The sequence below is a fragment of the Halomonas sp. M4R1S46 genome (assembly GCF_025725685.1).
In the GTDB taxonomy this organism is placed as follows: Bacteria; Pseudomonadota; Gammaproteobacteria; order Pseudomonadales; family Halomonadaceae; genus Halomonas.
In genome coordinates, this window is sequence record NZ_CP107008.1 from 1,122,216 (window position 1) to 1,145,604 (window position 23,389).

At 69.1% G+C, this 23,389-nt stretch carries 21 protein-coding genes; 14 read left to right on the forward strand and 7 right to left on the reverse strand.

Annotated elements, in window-relative coordinates:
* Positions 1-29: 29 nt before the first annotated feature.
* The 6 genes from cbiE to bluB all read left to right on the forward strand — a co-directional run bounded on the left by cbiE (position 30) and on the right by bluB (position 4,875).
* The gene (cbiE, locus tag OCT48_RS05330) at positions 30-1,271 is read left to right on the forward strand and encodes a precorrin-6y C5,15-methyltransferase (decarboxylating) subunit CbiE (RefSeq protein ID WP_412031026.1); all 1,242 of its coding nucleotides are present in this window, start codon (positions 30-32) and stop codon (positions 1,269-1,271) included.
* Positions 1,268-1,633: a cobalamin biosynthesis protein gene (locus OCT48_RS05335; protein ID WP_263591685.1), complete on the forward strand. Its 366-nt coding sequence runs from the start codon at positions 1,268-1,270 to the stop codon at positions 1,631-1,633. The genes cbiE and OCT48_RS05335 overlap by 4 nt, the downstream gene beginning before the upstream one ends.
* On the forward strand, positions 1,630-2,436 hold the full coding sequence (cobM, locus tag OCT48_RS05340; RefSeq protein ID WP_263591686.1) for a precorrin-4 C(11)-methyltransferase: 807 nt from the start codon (positions 1,630-1,632) through the stop codon (positions 2,434-2,436). Before OCT48_RS05335 ends, cobM begins: the two co-directional genes overlap by 4 nt.
* Positions 2,433-3,236, forward strand: coding sequence for a precorrin-6A synthase (deacetylating) (gene cobF, locus OCT48_RS05345; RefSeq protein WP_263591687.1), 804 nt, complete (start codon positions 2,433-2,435; stop codon positions 3,234-3,236). The genes cobM and cobF overlap by 4 nt, the downstream gene beginning before the upstream one ends.
* 37 nt (positions 3,237-3,273) lie before the next feature.
* On the forward strand, positions 3,274-3,879 hold the full coding sequence (gene cobO, locus OCT48_RS05350; protein ID WP_263591688.1) for a cob(I)yrinic acid a,c-diamide adenosyltransferase: 606 nt from the start codon (positions 3,274-3,276) through the stop codon (positions 3,877-3,879).
* Between the two features lie 270 nt (positions 3,880-4,149).
* Positions 4,150-4,875: a 5,6-dimethylbenzimidazole synthase gene (bluB, locus tag OCT48_RS05355; RefSeq protein WP_263591689.1), complete on the forward strand. Its 726-nt coding sequence runs from the start codon at positions 4,150-4,152 to the stop codon at positions 4,873-4,875.
* Between the two features lie 356 nt (positions 4,876-5,231).
* Here the strand turns inward: bluB and OCT48_RS05360 are convergent, their stop codons facing one another.
* The 3 genes from OCT48_RS05360 to OCT48_RS05370 all read right to left on the reverse strand — a co-directional run bounded on the left by OCT48_RS05360 (position 5,232) and on the right by OCT48_RS05370 (position 6,483).
* The gene (locus tag OCT48_RS05360) at positions 5,232-5,630 is read right to left on the reverse strand and encodes a GFA family protein (protein ID WP_318152570.1); all 399 of its coding nucleotides are present in this window, start codon (positions 5,628-5,630) and stop codon (positions 5,232-5,234) included.
* A gap of 84 nt (positions 5,631-5,714) precedes the next feature.
* On the reverse strand, positions 5,715-6,080 hold the full coding sequence (locus OCT48_RS05365) for a VOC family protein (RefSeq protein ID WP_263591690.1): 366 nt from the start codon (positions 6,078-6,080) through the stop codon (positions 5,715-5,717).
* Positions 6,058-6,483, reverse strand: coding sequence for a hypothetical protein (locus OCT48_RS05370; RefSeq protein ID WP_263591691.1), 426 nt, complete (start codon positions 6,481-6,483; stop codon positions 6,058-6,060). Before OCT48_RS05370 ends, OCT48_RS05365 begins: the two co-directional genes overlap by 23 nt.
* Positions 6,484-6,635: 152 nt before the next feature.
* Here OCT48_RS05370 and OCT48_RS05375 point away from each other — a divergent pair, with 152 nt between their 5' ends.
* Positions 6,636-8,087 (forward strand): cobyric acid synthase, encoded by a 1,452-nt coding sequence (locus tag OCT48_RS05375; protein ID WP_263591692.1) that lies wholly within the window; start codon positions 6,636-6,638, stop codon positions 8,085-8,087.
* A gap of 298 nt (positions 8,088-8,385) precedes the next feature.
* Positions 8,386-10,080: a pyridoxal-dependent aspartate 1-decarboxylase PanP gene (gene panP / locus OCT48_RS05380; RefSeq protein WP_263591693.1), complete on the forward strand. Its 1,695-nt coding sequence runs from the start codon at positions 8,386-8,388 to the stop codon at positions 10,078-10,080.
* Here panP and OCT48_RS05385 read toward each other — a convergent pair.
* Together OCT48_RS05385 and OCT48_RS05390 are read right to left on the reverse strand one after the other, a co-directional pair.
* On the reverse strand, positions 10,077-11,027 hold the full coding sequence (locus OCT48_RS05385) for an IS481 family transposase (protein WP_263591525.1): 951 nt from the start codon (positions 11,025-11,027) through the stop codon (positions 10,077-10,079). The genes panP and OCT48_RS05385 overlap by 4 nt on opposite strands.
* 158 nt (positions 11,028-11,185) lie before the next feature.
* Positions 11,186-11,941, reverse strand: a complete 756-nt coding sequence (locus OCT48_RS05390; RefSeq protein WP_263591694.1) for a glycerophosphoryl diester phosphodiesterase — start codon at positions 11,939-11,941, stop codon at positions 11,186-11,188.
* 175 nt (positions 11,942-12,116) lie between these two features.
* Here OCT48_RS05390 and OCT48_RS05395 point away from each other — a divergent pair, with 175 nt between their 5' ends.
* Both OCT48_RS05395 and OCT48_RS05400 read left to right on the forward strand, forming a co-directional pair.
* Positions 12,117-12,689: a hypothetical protein gene (locus tag OCT48_RS05395; protein WP_263591695.1), complete on the forward strand. Its 573-nt coding sequence runs from the start codon at positions 12,117-12,119 to the stop codon at positions 12,687-12,689.
* A gap of 77 nt (positions 12,690-12,766) precedes the next feature.
* Positions 12,767-13,744, forward strand: a complete 978-nt coding sequence (locus tag OCT48_RS05400; RefSeq protein ID WP_263591696.1) for an NADPH:quinone reductase — start codon at positions 12,767-12,769, stop codon at positions 13,742-13,744.
* 92 nt (positions 13,745-13,836) lie between these two features.
* Here the strand turns inward: OCT48_RS05400 and OCT48_RS05405 are convergent, their stop codons facing one another.
* Complete coding sequence (locus tag OCT48_RS05405; protein WP_263591697.1) at positions 13,837-14,754, reverse strand: MurR/RpiR family transcriptional regulator; 918 nt, start codon at positions 14,752-14,754, stop codon at positions 13,837-13,839.
* A gap of 234 nt (positions 14,755-14,988) precedes the next feature.
* Between OCT48_RS05405 and OCT48_RS05410 the strand changes: the two genes are divergently transcribed.
* The 4 genes from OCT48_RS05410 to OCT48_RS05425 all read left to right on the forward strand — a co-directional run bounded on the left by OCT48_RS05410 (position 14,989) and on the right by OCT48_RS05425 (position 20,841).
* Positions 14,989-15,795 carry an enoyl-CoA hydratase/isomerase family protein gene (locus OCT48_RS05410; protein WP_263591698.1) on the forward strand — a complete coding sequence of 269 codons (807 nt, stop codon included), beginning with the start codon at positions 14,989-14,991 and terminating at the stop codon, positions 15,793-15,795.
* Positions 15,796-15,853: 58 nt separating this feature from the next.
* On the forward strand, positions 15,854-18,049 hold the full coding sequence (locus OCT48_RS05415; protein ID WP_263591699.1) for an acetate--CoA ligase family protein: 2,196 nt from the start codon (positions 15,854-15,856) through the stop codon (positions 18,047-18,049).
* Complete coding sequence (locus OCT48_RS05420) at positions 18,046-18,852, forward strand: enoyl-CoA hydratase-related protein (RefSeq protein WP_263591700.1); 807 nt, start codon at positions 18,046-18,048, stop codon at positions 18,850-18,852. Before OCT48_RS05415 ends, OCT48_RS05420 begins: the two co-directional genes overlap by 4 nt.
* 135 nt (positions 18,853-18,987) lie before the next feature.
* The gene (locus OCT48_RS05425) at positions 18,988-20,841 is read left to right on the forward strand and encodes an SLC13 family permease (RefSeq protein WP_263591701.1); all 1,854 of its coding nucleotides are present in this window, start codon (positions 18,988-18,990) and stop codon (positions 20,839-20,841) included.
* 89 nt (positions 20,842-20,930) lie between these two features.
* On the opposite strand, the gene OCT48_RS05430 is transcribed toward OCT48_RS05425, so the two are convergent.
* Positions 20,931-23,378: an acyl-CoA dehydrogenase gene (locus tag OCT48_RS05430; protein ID WP_263591702.1), complete on the reverse strand. Its 2,448-nt coding sequence runs from the start codon at positions 23,376-23,378 to the stop codon at positions 20,931-20,933.
* Positions 23,379-23,389 lie beyond the last annotated feature (11 nt).

Here is a 23,389-nt window from a genome sequence, read left to right on the forward strand (position 1 = left end):
TCTTATCGAGACGCTTTACCAGGACCCACATGATGAGTGACGCGGACGACGCTCCCTGGCTGACGGTGTTGGGCTGGGGCGAGAGTGGCACGGCGGGGCTCACGCCGGCAAGCCGCGAGGCGCTGGAGGCCGCCGAGGTGGTGTTCGGCGCCCGGCGCCACCTGCGCCTGCTGCCGGCGCTCTCCGCCGAGGTGCGCGAGTGGCCGGTGCCCTTCGCCGACGGCGTCCCCCAACTGTTGGCCGAACGCGGCCGCCGCGTGGTGATGCTGGCCTCCGGCGATCCTTTCTGGTTCGGCGCCGGCGCGACCCTGGCGCGACATCTGCCGGCTCACGAGTGGCGGGCGCTGCCGTCGCCCTCGACCTTCAGCCTGGCGGCCTCACGGCTCGGCTGGTCGCTGGAGGGCGTGACCTGCCTGGGCCTGCATGCCCGGCCGCTGACGCGCCTGCGCCCGCATCTGCACCGCGGGCGTCGCCTGCTGGTGCTGCTGCGCGACGGCGCCACGGTAACGGAGCTGGCCGGCTGGCTTGTCCGCGTCGGCTTCGGCGCCAGCCGGCTTCACGTACTGGAGGCGCTGGGCGGCATCGAGGAGCGCGTGCGCCGCGTGCGCGCCGACGCCGAGCCGCCCGACGACATCGCCCATCCGGTGGCGGTGGGGCTCGAGGTCGACGGCGACGGGCCGGCGCTGCCGCTGACCCCCGGGCGGCCGGACGCCTGGTTCGACCACGACGGCCAGATCACCAGGCAGGCGGTGCGCGCCGCGACGCTTTCCGCCCTGGCGCCGGCACCGGGCGAGCGGCTGTGGGACATCGGCACCGGCTCGGGCTCGGTCGCCATCGAGTGGCTGCTGGCCCACCCGGACAACCGTGCCCTGGGCGTCGAGCGCGATGCCGAGCGGGCGGACCGGGCACGCCGCAACGCCCGCGAGCTCGGCGTCGACTGGCTCGAGGTGGTAGAGGGTGATGCCGTGGCGCTGCTCGAAGAGGGTGCTTTGGCAGAGAAGGGGCCGAGAGAGACGCCGCCGCCCGATGCGGTCTTTATCGGCGGCGGGCTCTCGGAGGCGCTGCTGGTCGCGCTGTGGCGGCGCCTGCCTACGGGCACGCGCCTGGTGGCCAACGCCGTCACCCTGGAGTCCGAGGCGCTGCTGGCCCACTGGCAGCGCCAGGCCGGTGGCGAGCTGGTGCGCCTGGAGCTGTCGTCGGCCGCCGCCCTCGGCACCCGGCGCGGCTGGAAGGCCGCCTATCCCATCGTGCAGTGGCGGGTGGCGCGATGAGAGTCGTGGGGTTCGGCTTTCGCCGCTCGGCGACGCTCGCCACGCTTGCCGAGGCGCTGGAGCGGATCGAGACGCGACACGGCCCGGTCGACCGGCTGGCGGCGGTCGAGAGCATGCGGCCGCTGGTGCAGGCGCTGGGCGACGCGCGGGGGCTCGCGACCCTGGGCGTGCCCGACGCCTCGCTGGCCAAGGCCGACACCCTGACGCAGTCCCGGCACAGCCGGGAGGCCCGCGGCACGGGCAGCGTCGCCGAGGCCGTGGCGCTGCTGGCGGCGGGTCCGGGTGCAACGCTGCTCGGCCCCCGACTGATGTCCACGGATCGACGCGCGACCGCCGCGGTGGCAACAGGAGACACGACATGACCATCCACTTTATCGGCGCCGGCCCCGGCGCGCCGGACCTCTTGACGCTGCGGGGGCGAGACCTGATCGCGTCCTGCCCGGTGTGCCTCTACGCGGGGTCGCTGGTGCCGGAGGCGATCCTCGCGCACTGCCCGGCGGGCGCCCGGATCGTCAACACCGCGCCGCTGTCCCTCGACGAGATCGTCGACGAGATGGCGGCGGCCCACGCGGCGGGCCAGGACGTGGCCCGGCTGCACTCCGGGGATCTGTCGGTGTGGTCGGCCATGGGCGAGCAGCTGCGCCGGCTGCGCGAGCGGGGCATTCCCTACGCCATCACGCCCGGGGTGCCCGCCTTCGCCGCGGCGGCCGCCACCCTCGGCCAGGAGCTGACGCTGCCGGGCGTGGCGCAGTCCGTGGTGTTGACGCGCACGCCGGGGCGGGCCAGCGCCATGCCGGACGGCGAGACGCTTACCAACTTCGCGCGCACCGGCGCGACCCTGGCGATCCACCTGTCCATCCACAACCTCGAGCACGTGGTGGCGGAGCTCGCGCCCTGCTATGGCGAGGACTGCCCGGTGGCCATCGTCTGGCGGGCCAGCTGGCCCGACCAGCAGGTGATCCGCGGGCGGCTGGACACCATCGCCGCGCGGCTCGATCCGGCCATGAACCGCACCGCGCTGATCCTGGTCGGCCCGGCGCTTTCCAGCGAGGACTTCGACGACAGCCGCCTCTACGCCATCGGCTATGACCGCCGCTTCCGGCCGCAGTCGGCGGACTCGCCCTTCGCCGAGGGCGGGGCTTCGGCACAAGAGGGCAACGCATGATCCACCTTTCACTGATCGGGATCGGCACCGGCAATCCCGACCACGTCACCCTGGCGGGCGTGCGCGCGCTCCGGGCGGCGGAGCTGATCCTGCTGCCGCGCAAGGGCGAGGCCCGCTCGGACCTGGTCGATCTGCGCCGGCTGCTGTGCCGCAACCTGCTGGACGAGGCCGCGCGCTCGCGGGTCGTGGAGTTCGACCTGCCGCGCCGCGACGGCCGCGACGACTACCTGGGCGCGGTGGACGACTGGCACGCGGCGATCGCCGAGGTGTGGCGCGAACGGATGACGCGCCACCTGCCCCAGGGCGGGCGGGTCGCCATGTTGATCTGGGGCGATCCCTCGCTCTACGACAGCAGCCTGCGCATCGCCGAGCGCCTGAAGGGGGTGGGGCAGGACGATGCCATGGCGCTGGCGGTCGAGGTCGTGCCGGGCATCACCAGCCTGCAGGTGCTGACCGCCGAGCACCGCATCCCCTTGAACGCCCTGGCCGAGCCGGTGCAGATCACCACCGGGCGGCGCCTGCGCGAGCGCGGCTGGCCCGAGGACGCCTCGAGCGTCGCCGTGATGCTCGACGCCGGCGGCGCCTTCCAGGCCCTGGCCCCGGAGGGGCTGCATATCTGGTGGGGCGCCTATCTGGGCATGGACAAGCAGTGCCTGATCGACGGCCCGCTGGCCGAGGTGGGCCCGGCCATCGTCGAGCGCCGCGCCGCGCTGCGCGAGCGGCACGGCTGGATCATGGACGTCTATCTCTTGTCGCGGACGCCGCTGCTGTCGCGCGCATCGTCCGGCGAGTGCCGCTGAGCCACAACGCTATTCTCTCAATCGATGGAGACCCCCGATGAAGCACGTCGACCCCGAGCGCCATGCGGCGCGCATGGCCCACAAGCAGAGCATCATGAACGAGCGCATCAAGGCCGCCGACAAGGAACGGGGCGTGCTGCTGGTGCTCACCGGCCCCGGCAAGGGCAAGAGCAGCTCCGGTTTCGGCATGGTCGCCCGGGCAATGGGCCACGGCATGAAGGTCGGCGTGGTGCAGTTCATCAAGGGCAAGTTCCAGACCGGGGAAGAGGCCTTCTTCCGCGACCTGCCGGGCGTGGACTACCACGTCATGGGCGAGGGCTACACCTGGGACACTCAGGACCGCGAGCGTGACGTGCGCGCCGCCGAAGCGGCCTGGGCCGAGGCCAGTCGCATGCTGGCCGACCCGGACTATGCGCTGGTGCTGTTCGACGAGCTCAACATCGCCCTTCGGCACGGCTACCTGGAACTCGACCGGGTGCTCGACGACCTCCAGGCCCGTCCGCCCATGCAGCACGCGGTGGTCACCGGCCGCCACGCGCCCGAGGCGCTGATCGAGCTGGCCGACACCGTGACCGAGATGAAGGTGGTCAAGCATGCCTTCAAGGAGCAGGGCATCAAGGCGCAAAAAGGGGTGGAACTCTAGTAGGCCTGATGCTGAAGCTGCGAGATGAGCACCGGGGACAAGACGGCGCGAGGGTCCTACGCCAGGGGTGAGGTGCACGGCTCTGAACGGGCTGGCCATGGATGGCCAGCACCGGACCTGCAAGCGGAGCGGGACGCGAGAGCGCCGCAGGGCGTCGGTAGCGCCCATGGAAGGGGTCACAGCGCCCTCGCGACAGCTTGGCGCCGGAAAAGCTCATCATCACGCTAGGTCAGCGCCACTCCACCATCAAGGTTTCCAGGAGACCGCCGCATGGCAGATCCGAACGGGCGACCCGACCACGCCTTCCCCGAGGCGCAGCGCGAGGGCCTCTACCGGGCCATCTTCGAGCGCCGCGACGTGCGCGCCCAGTTCCGCCCGGACCCGATTCCGTCCGAGGTGCTGGCGCGCCTGCTCCAGGCCGCCCACCACGCGCCCTCGGTGGGCTTCATGCAGCCCTGGGACTTCCTGGTGATCGACGGCCGCGAGGTGCGCGAGCGGGTGCACGGCATCTTCGCGCGCGAGAACGCCCGGGCGGCCGAATGCCACACCGGCGAGCGCGGCGCGCTCTATCGCCGCCTCAAGCTGGAAGGCATCCTCGAGAGCCCGCTCAACCTGTGCATCACCTGCGACCGCAGCCGCGGCGGCGAGCACGTGCTGGGGCGCCACAGCATCGTCGAGACGGACCTGTTCAGCACCTGCCTGGCGGTCCAGAACCTGTGGCTGGCGGCCCGCGCCGAGGGCATCGGCGTGGGCTGGGTCAGCATCCTCGACCCGGACGAGCTGGCCGAGGTGCTGGGCCTGCCGCAGGACGTCTACCCGCTCGCCTATCTGTGCCTGGGCTATGTCGACGACTTCCTCGACCGGCCCGAGCTGGCCCGAGCCGGCTGGCGCCAGCGCCTGCCGCTGGCCGAGCGGGTGCATGGCAATGGCTGGGGGCAGAGCCTGGACTCGCCGACCCTGAGTGCGGCGCTCGAGACACTGGAGTCACGCCGATGAGCCCCTGATGATCCAGGGCACCACCTCGGACCGGCAAGCGCAGGGGCTTGGCAGGGGCGTGGTTGGTCACCAGGACGAAGGCGGCACGGGGCGCAAGCAGGCGGCCTGGGAGGTGCGCCCGGCCCGGTGTCTACGCTTTGTCTGAAAACTGCCTGCGCTCGCCCATCCGGCGTTAAAAATCGGCTCGTGCGCGAGCCCGGTCAAAGTACTCATTTACACTGCGTAAACTCGCACGCGAGCCCGGTCCGTCATATCGCCGATTTTTGCCTTGTGACCCACATGGATGTGGGAAATGCGTTGGCCCGCCGGGAGCGGGCCTAGCCCTGGCCATCGCTCGCCGACTTTTCAGACAAAGCTTAGCGTCCTGGCGGCCATTCATCATATGACGGAAGCCCGTCATCATGCGCCAACCAGGGCACGTCATGTGATCGCCAGATATGAGCGGTCGGGCGCATTCCTGGGTCGTCGTCCAGTGTCGGAACCCGAAGCACGACGTGGTGCTGTCCCGCCCGCTCCGCCATCAGGTGAGTAGCGCATACCGAACAGAACCAGCGTCGCTTCCCCGGTGACGATTCGTAGTGAGAGAGATGTCGTTCACCCGCTATCCAGCGAAAGTGCCGGCGCTCGACACCGGCGGTGGTCGCAAAGGCCGCGGCATGCGCCTTCCGGCAGGTCCGACAATGGCAGTGCCCGATCGGCATATCGAGCCGATCGACCTCATAGGTGACGACACCACACAGGCAGCTTCCTTGCATGCTCACCTCGAATGAATGATCAGGACTTGCGTCCGACACCTGAACCGCCTCAAACCCGCTGAAGCCGCTCGCCGCGAAGCGGAGTCAGGTCGTCCGCTCCATCAGCTCGATTTTTCTGCCGTCGGGATCCTGGGCAATGTGGACCTCCCTGTCGGCGATGGTATGCCGGTTCGCCGTCTCAAGGTGCGGCACGATCTTCTCGAGGTTCGGTACGCTAAAGCCAAGCCGTGTATGGTCCGTGGCATCATCCTCGAGCAACGGATATAGCTCGAACACCATCCCTGCCTCCTGCGAGGCGTAATGGATCGGTCCGTCTCCATGCCGCTCCTTCACGAAGCGAAAGCCCAGGAGCTCATAGAACCGCTTGCTTGCTTCCAGCTCCTTGCAGCGCAGGACGAGAAGGTTGATCTGTATGGCAGGCCCATCCCTATGCTGTGCCGTAGTCATCATGCACCTCGATATACCACTTGGGTTTCATTCGCCAGAAATCCCGTCGGACATGCGACCTCAGATTCTGCTTGGAATCCAGCACGAAGCAATGTTCGCCTCTCCTGGCAAAAACCACCCAATGCCAGAATGGCCTGTCGCCTTCCAGATGCCACTTGATGGAAAGCAGGGCCTTGTCCGGCAGTGCTTCCCAGGACTCGAATGGCGTCTCCGCGGGCGATGTAGGTATCTGGAAGGCCGAGAGAAGGGTTCGGACATGCCGAGTATCAGACCACAACGTCTTGTCCTCGGCATGAATCCCCAGGCTGTTGGCCACTCGCTTGGCTTCCGGGTAGGACACGCCCGCGAGGGCAGCACTCGCGGCGATTCCGCAACCCGATAGTTCTTCCTGGATGACGGGTTCCATGTCATTTCCAATGAATAGCGACTGACGAATGATGGCATGTCTTGGCTGACTCTCCATAGGGACACTCGGCGGCGACTGATTGCGGCTCGTGGGGCGGCTAGGTAGAGTCTCGCCATCTCGAAGGGCGAACCGGCTAGGGCGAGGCGTATGGCATGGCGACACTGATGATCCAGGGCACCACCTCGGATGCGGGCAAGAGCACGGTGGTGGCGGGGCTGTGCCGGGCGCTGGCCCGGCGCGGGGTGTCGGTGGCGCCCTTCAAGCCCCAGAACATGGCGCTCAACAGCGCCGTGACCCCGGAGGGCGGCGAGATCGGCCGCTCCACGGCCCTGCAGGCACGGGCCGCAGGGATCGCCCCGCACACCGACATGAACCCGGTGCTGCTCAAGCCCGAGACCGACCAGGGCGCCCAGGTGATCCTCGACGGCCAGGTGTATGGCCGCATGGGGGCACTGGACTACCACGCCTTCAAGCGCCAGGCGCGCGAGACGGTGCTGGCGGCCTGGGAGCGGCTATCGCGTCGCTTCGACGTGATCCTCGCCGAGGGGGCGGGCAGCCCCGCCGAGATCAATCTCAGGGCCAACGATATCGCCAATATGGGCTTCGCCGAGGCCATCGACTGCCCGGTGCTGCTGGTCGGCGACATCGACCGCGGCGGCGTCTTCGCCCAGCTGGTGGGTACCCTGGCGCTGCTCAGCGAGAGCGAACGCTCGCGTACCCGGGGCGTTGTCATCAACCGCTTCCGCGGCGACATCGGCCTGCTCGAGCCGGGGCTCGACTGGCTGGCGTCGCACACCGGCAAGTCGGTGCTGGGGGTGCTGCCCTATCTCCAGGGCCTGCTGCTGGACGCCGAGGATGGCCTGGGGCTCGCCGGCCATCAGGTGGGCGAGCCGGCGCTGCGCATCGTGGTGCCGGCCCTGCCGCGCATCAGCAATCACACCGACCTGGACCCGCTGCGCCTGCATCCTCGTGTCTCGCTGACCCTGGTGGGACCGGACCGCCCCATTCCGCCGGCCGATGTCATCCTGCTGCCCGGCAGCAAGGCGACGGCCAGCGACCTGGGCTGGTTGCGCCGCCAGGGCTGGGAGTCGGCGATCCGCCGGCACCTGCGCTACGGCGGAAAGGTGCTCGGGATCTGCGGCGGCTTCCAGATGCTCGGCGAGGCCATCGACGACCCGGACGGCCTGGAGGGGGCGGCCGGCACCACCGCGGGGCTGGGGCTGTTGCCCCTGCGCACCCGGCTGGTGCCGGGCAAGCAACTGCGCAACGTGAGCGGCACCCTGCGTCCGGGGGGCACGCCCGTGAGCGGCTACGAGATCCATAACGGGGTCAGCGAGGGCCCGGCGCTGGACCGACCGCTGATGAACCTCGCCGGTCGGCCCGATGGGGCGGTCAGCGAGGACGGCCAGGTGATGGGTACCTATCTGCATGGCCTCTTCGACGAGGCGGGGGCCTGCTCGGCGCTGCTCGCCCGGCTCGGGCTCGCGGACGATGACGCCGCCGTGGACCATGCCGCCCACCGCGAGCGCGAGCTCGACCGCCTGGCCGATGGCCTGGAGACGAGCCTGGACATGGTCGCCATCCGGCGCCTGCTGGAAGGCTGATGCCGGCGTCCCGGCGGTCTTGGGCGAAAGGATCGGGAAACGGGGAATCGCCCCGGGGCCTCGCTGCCCGGTCAAGGAGGTCCCGAGTGGCGGTCATAGTGGGGGCGTGGAGAGGCCGCTGGGATTGTGGCTACCCCTGCCCCTGATGCATGATCACCACCACGGCCGTCTATGTTTGGAGCAATGCGCTGGAGGTGGGCATGGTCGTTGGATAACATGGCGTGCTCGGCGATGTACCGGACGGTTTTGCAGCCCTTCGGTGCTCCGCGCTTTCGTCCTCCAGAGGCAACAGGGTTCCATGGGTAAGCAATCAAAGGTCGCCGAAAGCAGCTGGGAAAATCTGCTGAGGATCTTCACCGTCCCTGAGGCACCAGGGTCGACGCTGAACCGTCTGGACAGCGATATTTCGGCGAATCTTGCCGGCTTCCTGCAGGACCACATCGTCGCGGAAGAGCACGATCTGGTCAGGATCGAGCGAGACTTCGACGATACCGAGATCCCCGAGGCGCCCGTATTCGTCTCCGAACAGACCCGGTTCCTGCTCGACAAGGTGGTCGCGCAATCGGTGCATACCGCGTCGCCCAGCTTCGTCGGCCACATGACATCGGCGCTGCCATACTTCATGATCCCGCTGTCGAAGATCATGATCGCGCTGAACCAGAACCTGGTGAAGACCGAAACCTCCAAGGCCTTCACGCCGCTGGAGCGTCAGGTGCTGGGCATGCTGCATCGCCAGATCTACGAGCAGCCCGGTGATTTTTACGACAGTTGGCTGCACCACAGTGACAAGCGCCTCGGCGCCTTCTGCTCCGGCGGTACCGTCGCCAATATCACCGCGCTCTGGGCCGCCCGAAACCGGGCCTTCGGTCCCGACGGCGAGTTTCCGGGCATCGGCCGCAGCGGCGTGTTCAGCGCCATGCGTCACTATGACTGTGACGGCGCCGCGGTGTTGGTCTCCGAGCGCGGCCACTACTCGCTATCCAAGGCGGCCGATGTGCTGGGGATCGGACGCGATCAGATGATCGCCGTCGAGACGGACGGTCATAACCGTGTCCGGCCCGATGCCCTGGTCGCCACGCTGAAACGGCTCGAGCGGCAGAGGATACGGCCCTTCGCGCTGGTCGGTATCGCCGGCACGACCGAGACCGGCAACATCGACCCGCTGGACTGCCTGGCCGACATCGCCGCGGAGCGGGGGATTCATTTCCACGTGGATGCCGCCTGGGGCGGTCCGACGCTGTTTTCCGAACGCTACCGCCCGCGTCTCGCCGGCATCGAGCGGGCCGACTCCGTCACCATCGACGCGCACAAGCAGCTCTATGTGCCGATGGGGGCGGGAATGGTGCTGTTCCGCGAGCCGTCCGCGCTCGGCAGCATCGAGCATCATGCCCAGTACATCATTCGGCAGGGGTCGAAGGATCTGGGTAGCACCACCCTGGAAGGCTCTCGTCCCGGCATGGCGATGCTGGTGCAGTCGGCGCTGAAGATCATCGGTCGTCAGGGCTATGCGATGCTGATCGACAATGGCATCCAGCTGGCGCGACGCTTCGCCGACCGGATCGCGACGCTCGATGACTTCGAGCTGATTAGCGAACCGGAACTCAATATCCTCACCTATCGCTGGGCTCCCGCCGACGTTCAGGCGCTGCTGGGCGAAGCCGACGACGCGCTGCGCCAGCGTATCAACGACCTCCTGAACCGCATGACGCAGTCCATCCAGAAGATCCAGCGTGAGCGGGGCAAGGCTTTCGTGTCGCGAACCCGACTGACGCCGGGGCACTACGCTGGTCAGGCCATCACGGTCTTCCGGGTCGTGCTGGCCAATCCCCTGACCACCGACCAGGTGCTGCGCGAGCTCATCGAGGAGCAGCGGCAGATCGCCGGGGAGAACCTGGACAGCGCCGACTTCGCCGAGTTGAAGCACCTTCTTGACACCAGGAGCGGCAAGGCATGGTCGCGCGAGCGGCGTTATCACGGCACGAGGCGCCCCTAGTTGTGTAAACCCACCAGGTTGTTCACGGAAAGCCTCAGCCGGCTAACCGGAGGCCGATAATCCAGACTGGCATGTGGCCGATGCCAGTTGTACTGATGAAGCCAGGCAGGCAGATGCCTGCCTCGCTCCTCCGAGCTGATGTATGACCGGGCGTAGGCCCATTCCCGCAGCGCGGTCTGAATGAACCGCTCTGCCTTGCCATTGGTGCGGGGCGTATAGGGTCGAGTGCGTTTGCGCTTCAGTCCCAGACGCCGGCACAGGCGGCGGAACGGCTTGGATTTGTAGCATCCACCATTGTCGGTCAGCACGCGCGTGAAGCGAATTCCCAGGTTCCTGTAGTAACGCACGGCCTCCAATAGGGCATAGCACGCACTCCAACCGGTTTCATCAGGATAGCGGGTGCCGAAAGCGACCCGCGAGTGATCGTCGATGGCGATGTGAACATACTCCCAGCCGGCGCCCCGCGTGTTCTGCTGGCGATCGCCGGTGACACGATGCCCTGGGCGTTCGAAGCGGCCGAGTTTCTTGATGTCCAGGTGCAGTAGATCTCCCGGCGCGTCATGCTCGTAACGATTCACGGGACGGGCAGGTGTCAAGGCCGAGAGACGATTCAGCCCCTCGCGTTCGAGGAGCCGTGCGACCGTGCTGTGTCCGATCCCTAACCGCTCGGCGATCTGACGGTAGGTCTGGCGCTGCTGGCGACGCTCGAGGACCTGCTCGCGAACCTCGGCAGGGACCGCATGAGGGCAGCGACGGGGACGAGAAGAGCGGTTCTGCAGCCCGGCCTCACCCTCTTGCCGGTAGCGGCGCACCCACTTGTAGACCGTCCTCACACTGACGCCCTGAGCCTGGGCGACCTCCTCGGGCCGGAGCCCTTCGTCAACGACTCGGCGGACCAGCAGGGCTCGACCATGCGGTGTGAGACGGGCATTCTTATGGGTGTTCATCCGGGCCTCCTGGAGGTTGGTTTGGGTCGCACCTCCAATTGTCCGGGTAGGTTCCGGATGAACAACCTACCGAGAGATCACACCTAGTCAGCCCGGATGTTGCGCCAGGTGCCGTGATGTGATGATCGTGCAGCCCTCCGGCACCGTCGAGGCGCGGGTCAGGGGCCGACACCGGCCCCGTCGAAGGCCCGCGGGTCGTCGCTGATCACCGCGTCCACGCCCCAGTCCCAGCGCGGGGCGAAGCTCGCCGGGTCGTTGGCCGTATAGCAGACCAGCGCGAGGCCCGCCCCCTTGATGGCCCGGGCGTGGGCCGCGCTCAGGCGCTGCCACTTGGCGTGGACGCTGAGCGCCTCGATGGCCCGGCAGCGGCGCTCCCAGTCCCGGGGCACCCGGTCGAACAGCAGGCCCAGGGCCAGCGCCTCGGCCGGGGCGAGGCGACGGCTGTGGGCGAGGGCCGCGGCGTCGAAGGAGGACAGCAGGCGCCGTTCCGGGGGCAGGGCGTCCAGGACCCGCGGCACCACCACCTCGGCCAGGGCCTGGGGGGCATGGCCCCGGTTCACCTTGAGCTCGAGGTTGGCGCCCATGCCGAGCGAGGCCAGCAGCACCAGCATCTCCTCCAGGGTGGCCATGGGCTCGCCGGCGAAGGCCGGGTCGAACCAGCCGCCGGCATCGAGGTGCTGGACCTGAGCGAGGGTCAGGTCGGCCAGCCGGCCGCGGCCGTCGCTGCAGCGCTTGAGGTCCCGGTCATGCCAGATCACCGGGGTATCGTCGCCGAGCAGCTGGACGTCCAGTTCCACCCAGGCGATGCCGGCGTCATGGGCCGCGCGCACCGCGGCCAGGGTGTTCTCCGGGGCCCGCGCGGAGAGCCCGCGGTGGGCGATCAGGCGGGGCAGGGCGAGGTCGGGATGAGGCATGGGCGTCCTTGTCGTCATGGCCGGGAAAGGCTTGGCGCCATCGGCATAGCCTAGCGCCATGGCGGCGTGTCGAACACCGGCCATCCTCGGGAGTCCGGCGAGTGAATATGCTAGGCTGCGCGATTTCGTTCCCGGTGCCGTGGGCCGGGAGTCAGGCGCTACAGAGGATCCGTCGATGCGAGTCGTGAATATCAAGAACGAGGCACAGCGCGAGGCCTGCCTGGCGCGGCTGTGCGCCGAGGTCTATGGTCACCAGGCCGGCATCGCGCCGCTGGCGACCTTCGCCGGGGTGCTGGGGGTGCTGGTCCAGCAGGAGGCGGCGCGGATGGTGGCGCTGGTCGATGGCCAGTCACGGCCGGTCGCCCTGGCGCTGCTGGTGCTGGACGAGGCGGGCGTGGGCATGACCGTCATGCAGCTGGCCGAGCTTGCCAGCGACACCGTGGAGGCTCCGGCCCAGCGCCTGGTCGGCGAGCTCGCCCTGCGCGCCCCGCTGCGGGTCGACGCGGTCAGCGAGACCCAGGAGGCCCGCTTCCGCCGGGCGGGCATCACGCGCTGGTTCCAGGGCAGGCAGGGCGTGCGGATCGGCCTCTCGGCCAAGCACCCGGCCACCGGCCTCGACGACCTGCCGCGGACCCTGACGGTGGACGAGGGCTCCATCGTGCAGTCCTTCAAGCAGGACCGGGCCCAGTTCGACGACTACAAGCAGCGCTTCGTGCGTGGCCTCGAGAGCTTCCCTGCCACCCTGTGAGGGGGCGTGACTTGACCCGTCGGCCTGGCGGCGCTTGACTGGGCATCCACTCCGTCAGCGGCATAAGGAAGGCAAGCATGGCCAAGCGTATCCAGTTCGCCCGTACCGGCGGGCCCGAGGTCCTCGAGTTCATCGAGGCCGCGCCCGCCGAGCCCGGGCCCGGCGAGGTAACGGTGAAGAACCAGGCGGTGGGCCTGAACTTCATCGACATCTACTTCCGCACCGGCCTCTACCCGGCGCCAGGCCTGCCCTCCGGGCTCGGTACCGAGGCGGCGGGGACCGTCGAGGCCGTGGGCGAGGGCGTCGAGCACCTGGCGGTGGGCGATCGCGTCGCCTACGCCCAGGGCCCCCTGGGGGCCTATGCCGAGCTGCACACCCTGCCGGCGGAGAAGGTGGTGACCCTGCCCGACGACGTCGACTGCGAGACCGCGGCGGCCGCGATGCTCAAGGGCCTGACGGTCCAGTACCTGCTGCGCCAGACCTACCCCCTGCAGGGCGGCGAGACCATCCTCTTCCACGCCGCCGCCGGCGGCGTCGGCTCCATCGCCTGCCAGTGGGCCAGGGCGCTGGGCGTCAGGCTGATCGGGACCGTGAGCTCGCCCGACAAGGCGGCCCTGGCCGAGAAGAACGGCGCCTGGGCGACCATCGACTACACCCGCGATGACGTGGTCGAGCGGGTCCGCGAGCTGACCGGCGGCGAGATGTGCGACGTGGTCTACGACTCGGTGGGCAAGGACACCTGGGAGCTGTCCCTGGACTGCCTCAAGAAGCGCGGCCTGATGGTCAGCTTCGGCAATGCCTCGGGACCGGTGGAGGGGGTCAACATCGGCATCCTCAACCAGAAGGGCTCGCTCTATGTCACCCGGCCGAGCCTCAATGGCTACGCCGACACCCGCGAGCGGCTCGAGTCGATGGCCATCGACCTCTTCGACATGCTCCAGAGCGGCCAGATCACCATCGACATCGCCCAACGCTACCCGCTGGCCGAGGCCGGCAAGGCCCAGGAGGCCCTGGCAGGGCGTCGGACTACCGGGTCGACCATCCTGATACCCTAGCGACGGGCTACGGGCTACGGGCTACGGGCTACGGGCTACGGGCGCTCGTGGCTCGATGCCCGTGGCCCGTTGCTGTTCTTCCGTCTCACCTCTCAGTCGATATCGACATAGGCGCCCATCTTGCGCATGCGCGACTCGAAGCGGGCGACGTTGTCGACCAGGTCGTCGGGGCCGAAGGCCACGCACTCCGCGAGGATGGCCTCGATCAGGGTGATCGCCGAGAGGATCGAGGGGAAGAAGTGCGGCGTGGCATTGGCCACGGTGAAGGTGATGTCCGCGCCGGGCACCAGGGGCGAGCGCATGGTGTCGGTGATGACGATGGGCGAGACTCCGGCGGCCCGGGTGATCTCCAGGGCCCGCATGGTCTCCGCACAGTAGGGCTCGAAGCCGAAGACCACCACCGCGTCGCCCTCGCCGAAGGGCGCCAGCTCGGTGAGCAGGCCGCCTTCCAGCCCGCGCACCAGGTGGACATTGGGCATGGCGATGCGGCCCACATAGGCGAAGTGGTAGGCGCAGGCGAAGGTGTCGCGAAAGCCCACCACCGCGACCTTCTCGGCGGCCAGGATGCGCCGGGCGGCATCCCGCACCCGGGCCTGGTTGTCGGCGGTGAACAGCCGGCCGATGTTGTCGAAGGCGGCATCGCCGACATCGAGGAACACCTGGTCGTCGGTCTGGCTGGCCAGGGTGCGCAGCTGGCTGGCCCGCCCGGAGAGCTCCACCGGCCCGGCCTGGACGGCGGCCTGGAACACCTCGCGGAACTGCTCGTAGCTCTCGAAGCCCAGGCGCTTGGCCAGCCGCATCAGCGTGGACGGCGTCACCTCGGCGGCGGCGGCGGTCTTGCGGATCGACTGCAGGGCGATCTCCACCGAGTGTTCCAGCACATAGCCGGCGGCCACCTTCAGCTGGGGACTCAGCTCCGGATAGATCGCCGCCAGTTGCTGGTTCACTGCATCCAGGCCCTCGGGCGCCGGCTGTGCGCCCGCCGGGTTCAGAGTGTCCTGCTCCGGCACGCTGTTCTCCTTATCGGGTTCCCCGTGAACGACGGGCGCATTGTACCCCAGGCTCGGCCGTCGAGGGTGAAACGAACGTGTCCTTATTGCAAAATATGCGGCACGATCGTGTTGACGGCCGGCCAGGCTGTCCCCTAGCATGGCGCCAACAATACATACGTGTCATATGATTGGTTGGTCGACACGTTTGTTGCGATAGCTTCGTCCACCCTCCCGCCAGGAACCCTCGACTCCATGAGCCACGCCGCCAAGCCCCCCCGCTACGAGACCCTGATCACCGAACGCCACGGCCAGCTGATGGAGATTCGCTTCAACCGTCCCCACCGGCTCAATGCCGTGGTCGAGGCGCTCTACACCGAGCTGCTCCAGGCGTTGTCCGAGGCCGAGGCCGACGAGGGCGTGAGGGCCGTCATCCTCACCGGCGAGGGCCGGGCCTTCTGCGTCGGGGCCGACATGAAGGAGCATGGCGGCGCCAAGCGCTCCCTCTACCAGCGCCGCCAGTACCTGCAGCTGGGCAATGACGTCTGCGAGGCGATCCTTCGCCTCCCGCTGCCGGTGATCGCCGCGGTCAACGGCTATGCCCTGGGCGCCGGGGCCGAGATGGCGGTCTCCTGCGACTTCATCCTGATGGCCCAGGACGCTCAGATCGGCTTCCCCGAGACCAGCATCGGCACCTGCGTGGGGGGCGGCGTCTCCAAGCTCCTGCCCCAGTTGGTCGGTCTCAACATGGCCCGCCAGCTGCTGTTCACCGGCCGGCGCATCGACGGCGAGGAGGCCACCCGCATCGGCCTGGCGACCTCCCACTGGACCGACGACGCCCTGCTCGGCGAGGCGCATTGCCTGGCCGAGCAGCTGGCCAAGCAGGCGCCGGTGTCGATCGCCATGCTCAAGCGGCTGGTCAACCAGGGCAGCGACACCGGCCTGGACAGCCAGCTGCAGCAAGAGCTGGATGCCGTCTTCACCTGCTCCACCACCGCCGATTGGCAGGAGGGCGTCGACGCCTTCGCCGAGAAGCGCGCGCCGCAGTTCCAGGGCCACTGAGTCCCTCCCGTTCCGGATTGTCCCCGTCAACGACCACCCAGAGGTCAAGGTCAGCTCCATGAACCCCATCGAAGGACACCTGCCCATTCGCAGCCCGCTGCATGACATCCTGGCCCCCACCGGCATCGCCGTGATCGGCGCCTCCTCGGACCCCACCAAGCGCGGCTACAAGGCGATGGTCGGCCTGATCAAGGACGGCTACCGCGGCGACATCTACCCCGTGAACCCCAAGGCCGACATGATCCTCGGGGTCAAGGCCTGGCCCTCGGTCACGGCGATCCCCGGCAACCCGCAGCTGGCGCTGATCTGCACCCCGGCGGCCACGGTGCCGGGGCTGGTCGCCGAGTGCGGCCGGCGCGGCATCAAGGGGGCGGTGATCCTGGCCAGCGGCTTCGCCGAGGTCGGCGGCGCGGGAGCCGCGCTCGAGCGTGAGATGATGGCCAAGGCCGAGGCCCATGGGGTGCGCATCATCGGCCCCAACACCTCGGGGGTGTTCAACCTGCACCACCGGGTCAATCTCCTGGCCCTGGACAACGTCAGGCCGGGGGGCGTGGGCATCATCTCCCAGTCGGGCAACATGCTGCTGTCGCTGGCGCTGGAGGCCCAGCACAACGGCCATGTGGGCTTCTCCACCTACGTGGGGCCGGGCAACCAGAGTGACATCGGCTTCGACGACTACCTGCGCTACCTGGGCGAGGACCAGCACACCCGGGTGGCCACCCTCTACGTGGAGGGCTTTCGCGACGGGCGCCGCTTTCTCGACGTGGCCCGGGAGGTCACCGCCATGAAGCCGGTGGTGGTCTACAAGTCCGGTGCCACCGAGGCCGGCCAGAAGTCGGCCAGCTCCCACACCGGCGCCCTGGCCGGCAGCTATGCCATGACCGTGGACCTGCTGCGCCAGGCCGGGGTCAGCGTGGTGCAGTACTCCGACGAGATCCTGCCGGTGGCCGAGGGGCTGGGCCTGCTGCAGAAGGCTCGCGGCAAGCGGGTGGCGGTGATCTCCGATGGCGGCGGTCAGGCCACCATCGCCGCCGACCGCCTGGCCGAGGCGGGACTGGAACTGGCCGAACTTGCCGAGGAGACCCGGGCGAAGCTGCGTGACGTGCTCCTCCCCCAGGCCTCCACCGTCAATCCGGTGGACGTGGCCGGCTCCACCGACGCCAACCCTTCGCTGCTCGCCACCTGCATGGAGATCGTCGCCGCCGACGACGCTGTCGACAGCGTCTTCCTGGTGGGCATGTTCGGCGGCTACAGCATCCGCTTCGCCGAGTCGCTGCTGGGTGACGAGATGCGCGGCGCCGAGGCGATGGTGGACCTGTCCAACGCCACCGAGAAGCCACTGGTGATCTACAGCCTGTATACGCCGATCAAGCCACCGGCGCTGCGCCGTCTGCACGAGGCGGGGCTACCCATCTACGCCTCCATCGAGCATGCGGTGCGCCTGCTCGCCGCCCTGGGCGAGCGCGGCCAGTACCTGGCGCAGTGCCGCGAGGCGAGGGAAGCGCCGCCGGTCGTCGAGCCTCGACCCGAGCAGCTCGAGTGTTTCGATCGGGCCCGCGCCCAGGGGCGCGATCTGCTGGAGCCGGAGGCCAAGGCGCTGCTGCGCGCCCACGGCGTCGAGGTGCCCGAGGAGCGGCTGGTGCGCGACGAGGCGGAGCTCGAGGCAGCCGCCGCGGCCTTCGGCGAGGCGCCGCTGGCCATGAAGGTGGTGTCGAAGGATATCCTGCACAAGTCCGACGCCGGCGGCGTCAAGCTGAACCTGGCCGGCGAAGCGACGCTGCACCAGGCGCGTGAGGCGATCCTCGCCTCCTGCCGGGCCTATGACCCGCAGGCCGAGATCGAGGGGGTGCTGGTCACGCCCATGGCCAGCAAGGGCGTGGAGGTGATCGTCGGGGTGATCCGCGACCCCATCTTCGGGCCGGTGCTGATGTTCGGCCTGGGCGGGGTCTTCGTCGAGATCCTCGAGGACGTGGCCTTCCGTGCCATCCCGCTCTCCCGCCACGACGCCGAGTCCATGGTCGAGCAGATCAAGGCCCGCCGGATTCTCGGCGGGGTGCGCGGCGAGAAGGCCGTCAACAAGGCGGCCCTGGTGAAGTTGCTGCTCAGGGTCTCGGAACTGGTGGAGGCCTATCCGGAACTCGCCGAGCTGGACCTCAACCCGGTGATCGTCAATGCCGACGGCTATGCGGTGGTCGATGCCCGTGTCATTGTCGACCGCGATACCGATCCGTCCGACAAGGAAGCCCACCGATGAGCGTGACCCAACCGCAACTGACCGATGCGCGTCTCTCGCTGGAGGGGCGGGTGGCGACCCTGACCCTGGACCGCCATGACGTCCGCAATGCCCTGACCGGGACCGCCCTGGTCGACGACATCGTCGCCGTGGCCGACTGGGTGAATGCCTGTGACGAGGTCTCGGTGCTGGTGATCACCGGCGAGGGCTCGGCCTTCTCCGCCGGCGGCAACGTCAAGGACATGGCCCAGCGCGGCGGCGACTTCGCCGGTGACGTCGCCGAGGTGGCCGGCCGCTACCGCCGTGGCATCCAGCGCATCCCGCTGGCCCTGCAGGGCGTGGAGGTGCCGATCATCGCCGCGGTCAACGGGCCTGCCATCGGCGCCGGCTTCGACCTGGCCAACATGGCGGACATCCGCATTGCCTCGCGCAAGGCGAAGTTCGGCGAGACCTTCCTCAACCTGGGGATCATCCCCGGGGACGGCGGCGCCTGGTTCCTGCAGCGCCTGATCGGCTACCAGCGTGCCTTCGAGCTGACGCTCTCCGGGCGGGTGATCGACGCCGAGCAGGCCCGCGAGTACGGCATCGTGCTCGAGGTGACCGAGCCCGAGGCCCTGATGGTGCGCGTCGGCGAGCTGGCCGGGCATATCGCCGCCCAGCCGCCCAAGGCGACCCGCCTGACCAAGCGGCTGATGAAGATGGGCGACCGCATGGAACTGCGCGACTTCCTCGACCTCTGCGCGATCTTCCAGGGCATGTGCCACAACGAGCCGGAGCACCTGGATGCCGTCAACGCCATGCTGGAGAAGATGGCGAAGAAGTGAGTCCTCGGGTAGGATCACTCCGCGACACCCGGCCATGCGCCGGGTGTCGCGTGTCCGGAGGGCAGGAAAGGACTGGATTTTCCGGCCCGCGGCTGGTGTGCTGGAGGCATCGTGCCGGTACAGGGAGTGCGCCACATGGCCGACAGCACCCAGTTGTTCCTGGTTCTCGGAGCGACGCTCGCGGCCTTCGTCTGGGGGCGCTTCCGCTACGACCTGGTGGCGCTGGCCGCGCTGCTGACCTCGGTGCTGCTGGGCCTGGTCCCCACCGACGAGGCCTTCCTCGGCTTCGGTCATCCCGCCGTGATCACCGTGGCCGCGGTGCTGGTGCTCAGCCGCGGCTTCGAGCGCTCGGGGCTCGTCGACCTGATCGCCGAGCAGGCCCTCAAGGTCGGCGACCGGCTGATCCTGCAGGTGCTGGTGCTCGCCGGCACCGTGCTGGTGCTGTCCGGGGTGATGAACAACGTCGGTGCCCTGGCGCTGATGTTGCCGGTGGCGATCCGCATGGCCCGGGAGCACGATAGCCCGCCCTCGCTGCTGCTGATGCCGCTGGCCTTCGGGTCGCTGCTCGGCGGGCTGACGACCCTGATCGGCACCCCGCCCAATATCATCATCTCCAGCTATCGCGGCAGCGTCGGTGGCGAGTCCTTCGGCATGTTCTCGTTCTTCCCGGTGGGGGCCACGGTGGCCGTGGCCGGCCTGGTGTTCATCGTGCTGGTGGGCTGGCGCCTGGTGCCCCAGCGGGCCGGCAAGGCCTCCCTCGATGCGATGTTCGACACCGCCCACTACCTGGTGGAGCTGCGGGTCCCCGAGGACGGCAAGGCGGTGGGCTGGTCGCTGCGTGACCTGCACCAGGCCCTGGAGGAGACCATCCCGGTGCTGGCGGTGGTGCGCGGCGACAAGCGCCAGGCCGGCCATGCCTTCCACGGCACGCTGCGCGAGGACGATATCCTGCTGGTGGAAGCCGGGCCCGAGGAGATGAAGCTGATCGAGGACAAGGCGGGGCTGGTGGTCGGCCCCGAACCGCCGCCGGACGACGAGGCGGAGGCGAGCGAGGAAGCGGCGTCGCCTCGCGAGGCCGAGGCGGGGCAGGGCGGCACCGCGGACGCGGACCGGCCCCCGCCGGTGGACACCGAGGGCCTGCAACTGGTGGAGGCGGTGGTGCGCAACGATTCCATGATGATCCATCGCACCGTCACCCAGCTTCGCCTGCACAACCAGTTCGGCCTGCATCTGGTGGCGGTGGCCCGGGACGGCGGTCGCCTCAACCAGCGCCTGCGCGATATCCGTTTCCGGGCCGGGGATGTCCTGCTGCTGCAGGGCGGCGAGGGTGAGATCGGCGAGAGCCTCGCTACCCTGGGCTGCCTGCCGCTGGCCAGCCGCAACCTGACCCTGGGCCAGCCCCGGATGCTGATGGTCTCGGTGGCCATCTTCGCCGTGGCGGTCATCGCCATGGTGCTGGACCTGCTGCCCTCGGCGGTGGCCCTTACCGGAGCCGCCCTGGTGTCGATGATGGTGGGCGTGGTGTCGCTGCGCGAGGCCTACCAGGCCATCGATGGCCCGGTGATTGTCCTGCTGGGGGCCATGATCCCGGTGGGCCAGGCGCTGGAGACCAGTGGCGGGGCCGGCTTGATCGCCGAGGCGCTGCTGGCCCTGGGCAGTGAGTGGCCGATAGTGGCCACCCTGGTGGGGCTGTTCCTGATCTGCATGGTGCTCTCCAACGTGGTCAACAACGCCGCGGCGGCGCTGCTGATGGCGCCCATCGCGGCGAGCCTCGCCGAAGGCTTCGGGGCCTCCCTGGACCCCTTCCTGATGGTGGTGGCGATCAGCGCCTCCTGCGCCTTCCTCACCCCCATCGGCCACCAGTCCAACACCCTGGTGATGGGCCCCGGGGGCTACCGCTTCGGCGATTTCTGGAAGCTGGGGTTGCCGCTGTCCCTGGTGGTGATGGCGGTGGCGGTACCGATGATCCTGATCGTCTGGCCGTTGTAGGTGTGAGGGGCAAGGTGTAAGGAGTGAGGAGTCCGGCGTGATTCCAGCCAGCCTTCACTCCTCACCCATAACGCCTCACCCCTTACTCCCTATGCTGGATGGTGGCGCAGCACCTTGGCCTTGTCGATGACGAAGGCGTCATACTCGAAGTCGTCCACGGTCAGCATGTCCAGCACCTCGGACTCCCGCTGGCGCATGAAGGTGGCGTCGTCCTCGTCGATCACGCCCGCCTCCAGGGCCGCCTCCACGCGCTGCTCGGGGTGCAGGGCCTCCGGCGGCAGCTCGCCCCTGGCATAGGCCTTGTTGACCGTGCGGTAGAGGACCTCGGCGCGGTCCTGGGTGGCCAGCAGGGCGTTGTAGCGGGCCAGCGGATTGTCCTGGGGCCCGTCGTCGACGTCCCAGGTGTTGGCCAGCAGCTTGTGGCGCAGGGCGGTGTCCCGGGACATGGCCTGGGCAATGCGGCGGGTCAGGTCATCGTGGGGGCGCGACCAGCGGCGGCCGCGCGGCATCACCAGCAAGCGCAGTCCCCGGCCCAGGGCGCGGTTCGGCAGGTTGTCGAAGAGCTCGTCGAAGGCCTGCTCGGTGCGCTGCAGCAGGAAGCAGGCGGCATAGTCCAGCACGGCGGCCTCGCCCTCGACCTGGTCGCCTTCCTGCCACTGCTTGAGCAGCATGCTGGCCAGGTAGAGGTTGGAGAGCACGTCGCCGAGCCGTGCCGAGAGCATCTCGCGCTGCTTGAGCTGCGAGCCCAGGCTCGCCATGGCGGCGTCGGCGGCGAGTCCGAAGCCGGCGGAGAGCCGGGCGATCTCGCGGGCGTAGGGGGCGGCGACGTCGTCGAAGGGCACGTTCGGCCGGCCGAGGCCCAGTCCCTGGGTCAGGGCCCGGGCGGCGTTGCCGAAGATCAACCCGGCATGGCCGAAGACGGCGGCGTCGAAGGCCGCGAGGTCGTCGCTATCCTTGGCGGCCAGCTCCTCCAGCACATAGGGATGGCAGCGGATGGCCCCCTGGCCGAAGATCATCAGGTTGCGGGTCATGATGTTGGCACCCTCGACGGTGATCGCCACCGGGGTGGCGCTGTAGCCGATGCCGAGGTAGTTGCGCGGCCCCAGGGTGACCGCCTTGCCGCCGTGGATGTCCATGGCGTCGGCCAGGATCACCCGCTGGAACTCGGTGAGCTGGCTCTTGAGGATCGCCGAGGGCACTGCCGGCTTCTCGCCATGGTCGATGGTGTTGGCGGTCTGGTAGACGGCGGCCTGGGCGATATAGGTCAGGGCGGTCATCCGTGCCAGGGGCTCCTGGACGCCCTCCATCTCGGCTACCGGCACGTTGAACTGGCGGCGGATCCGGGCGAAGCCGCCGGTCCAGCCCAGGGCGTAGCGGGCGGTGCCGGTGGCGCCGGAGGGCAGGGTGATGCAGCGGCCGATGGACAGGCACTCCACCAGCATCCGCCAGCCCTGGCCGATCATCTCCTGGCCGCCGATGATGGTGGACAGCGGCACGAAGACGTCCCGGCCCTTGATCGGGCCGTTGAGGAAGGGACTGCCGATGGGATGGTGACGGCGGCCAATCTCCATGCCCGTGGTGTCCCGGGGGATCAGCGCCAGGGTGATGCCGCGGTCGGCCTCGTCGCCGAGCAGGTGCTCCGGGTCGAACAGCCGGAAGGCCAGGCCCACCACGGTGGCGATGGGCGCCAGGGTGATCCAGCGCTTCTCGAAGTTCAGCTTGAGCCCGAGCACCTCCTCGCCGTCGACGACCTGCTTGCACACCACGCCGGTGTCCGGCAGGGCGGTGGCGTCGGACCCGGCCCGGGGGCCGGTCAGGCCGAAGCAGGGGATCTCGCGGCCGTCGGCCAGGCGCGGCAGGTAGTGGTCCTTCTGTGCCTGGGTGCCGTACTTGAGCAGCAGCTCCCCCGGTCCCAGGGAGTTGGGCACGCCCACGGTGACCATCAGCATCTCGCTGATTGACAGCTTCTGCAGCACCGTGGACTGGGCCTTGGCCGAGAAGCCCAGGCCGCCGTATTCCCTGGGGATGATCATCCCGAAGAAGCGTTCCCGCTTGAGGTAATCCCACAGCTCCTGGGGCAGGTCGGCGCGCTCCCGGGCGATGTCCCAGGCGTTGCACATGCCCGCGGCCACGCCGCACTGGTGAACGACGAAGGCGCGCTCCTCGTCGGTGAGGCCGTCGTCGCCGAACGCCAGCAGGCGATCCCAGTCGGGCCGGCCGGTGAACAGCTCGCGGTCCCAGGCCACGCTGCCGGCCTCCAGCGCGGTGCGTTCGGTATCCGAGACCTTCGGAGCGACCCGCTTGAACAGCGCGAACAACCGGGGGCTCAGCCACCGTCGGCGCAGGGCGGGCAGGCCGCAGGCGGCGATGGCCACGGCGGCGATCAGCAGCAGCGCGCCGAGGATCGGCGCGCCGGCGACCAGGCCGACGAGGCCGAGCCCCGCGGTCACGGCCAGCGCGGGCAGGGCGCCCGCCTCTCGGCGCGTCACGATGAGCAGGCCGGTGACGGCCAGCGCGAGCAGGATCAGGGTCAGCATGGAGGGCTCCG

Coding starts and splice junctions, on each gene's coding strand:
- bluB (WP_263591689.1), top strand. CDS start 4,150: ATGGCAGATCCGAACGGGCGACCCGACCACGCCTTCCCCGAGGCGCAG.
- OCT48_RS05415 (WP_263591699.1), top strand. CDS start 15,854: ATGAACCCCATCGAAGGACACCTGCCCATTCGCAGCCCGCTGCATGAC.
- OCT48_RS05425 (WP_263591701.1), top strand. CDS start 18,988: ATGGCCGACAGCACCCAGTTGTTCCTGGTTCTCGGAGCGACGCTCGCG.
- cobO (WP_263591688.1), top strand. CDS start 3,274: ATGAAGCACGTCGACCCCGAGCGCCATGCGGCGCGCATGGCCCACAAG.
- OCT48_RS05400 (WP_263591696.1), top strand. CDS start 12,767: ATGGCCAAGCGTATCCAGTTCGCCCGTACCGGCGGGCCCGAGGTCCTC.
- OCT48_RS05360 (WP_318152570.1), bottom strand. CDS start 5,630: ATGCAAGGAAGCTGCCTGTGTGGTGTCGTCACCTATGAGGTCGATCGG.
- OCT48_RS05370 (WP_263591691.1), bottom strand. CDS start 6,483: ATGGAACCCGTCATCCAGGAAGAACTATCGGGTTGCGGAATCGCCGCG.
- cobM (WP_263591686.1), top strand. CDS start 1,630: ATGACCATCCACTTTATCGGCGCCGGCCCCGGCGCGCCGGACCTCTTG.
- OCT48_RS05420 (WP_263591700.1), top strand. CDS start 18,046: ATGAGCGTGACCCAACCGCAACTGACCGATGCGCGTCTCTCGCTGGAG.
- OCT48_RS05390 (WP_263591694.1), bottom strand. CDS start 11,941: ATGCCTCATCCCGACCTCGCCCTGCCCCGCCTGATCGCCCACCGCGGG.
- OCT48_RS05365 (WP_263591690.1), bottom strand. CDS start 6,080: ATGATGACTACGGCACAGCATAGGGATGGGCCTGCCATACAGATCAAC.
- OCT48_RS05375 (WP_263591692.1), top strand. CDS start 6,636: ATGGCGACACTGATGATCCAGGGCACCACCTCGGATGCGGGCAAGAGC.
- OCT48_RS05335 (WP_263591685.1), top strand. CDS start 1,268: ATGAGAGTCGTGGGGTTCGGCTTTCGCCGCTCGGCGACGCTCGCCACG.
- panP (WP_263591693.1), top strand. CDS start 8,386: ATGGGTAAGCAATCAAAGGTCGCCGAAAGCAGCTGGGAAAATCTGCTG.
- OCT48_RS05385 (WP_263591525.1), bottom strand. CDS start 11,027: ATGAACACCCATAAGAATGCCCGTCTCACACCGCATGGTCGAGCCCTG.
- cbiE (WP_412031026.1), top strand. CDS start 30: ATGATGAGTGACGCGGACGACGCTCCCTGGCTGACGGTGTTGGGCTGG.
- OCT48_RS05395 (WP_263591695.1), top strand. CDS start 12,117: ATGCGAGTCGTGAATATCAAGAACGAGGCACAGCGCGAGGCCTGCCTG.
- cobF (WP_263591687.1), top strand. CDS start 2,433: ATGATCCACCTTTCACTGATCGGGATCGGCACCGGCAATCCCGACCAC.
- OCT48_RS05410 (WP_263591698.1), top strand. CDS start 14,989: ATGAGCCACGCCGCCAAGCCCCCCCGCTACGAGACCCTGATCACCGAA.
- OCT48_RS05430 (WP_263591702.1), bottom strand. CDS start 23,378: ATGCTGACCCTGATCCTGCTCGCGCTGGCCGTCACCGGCCTGCTCATC.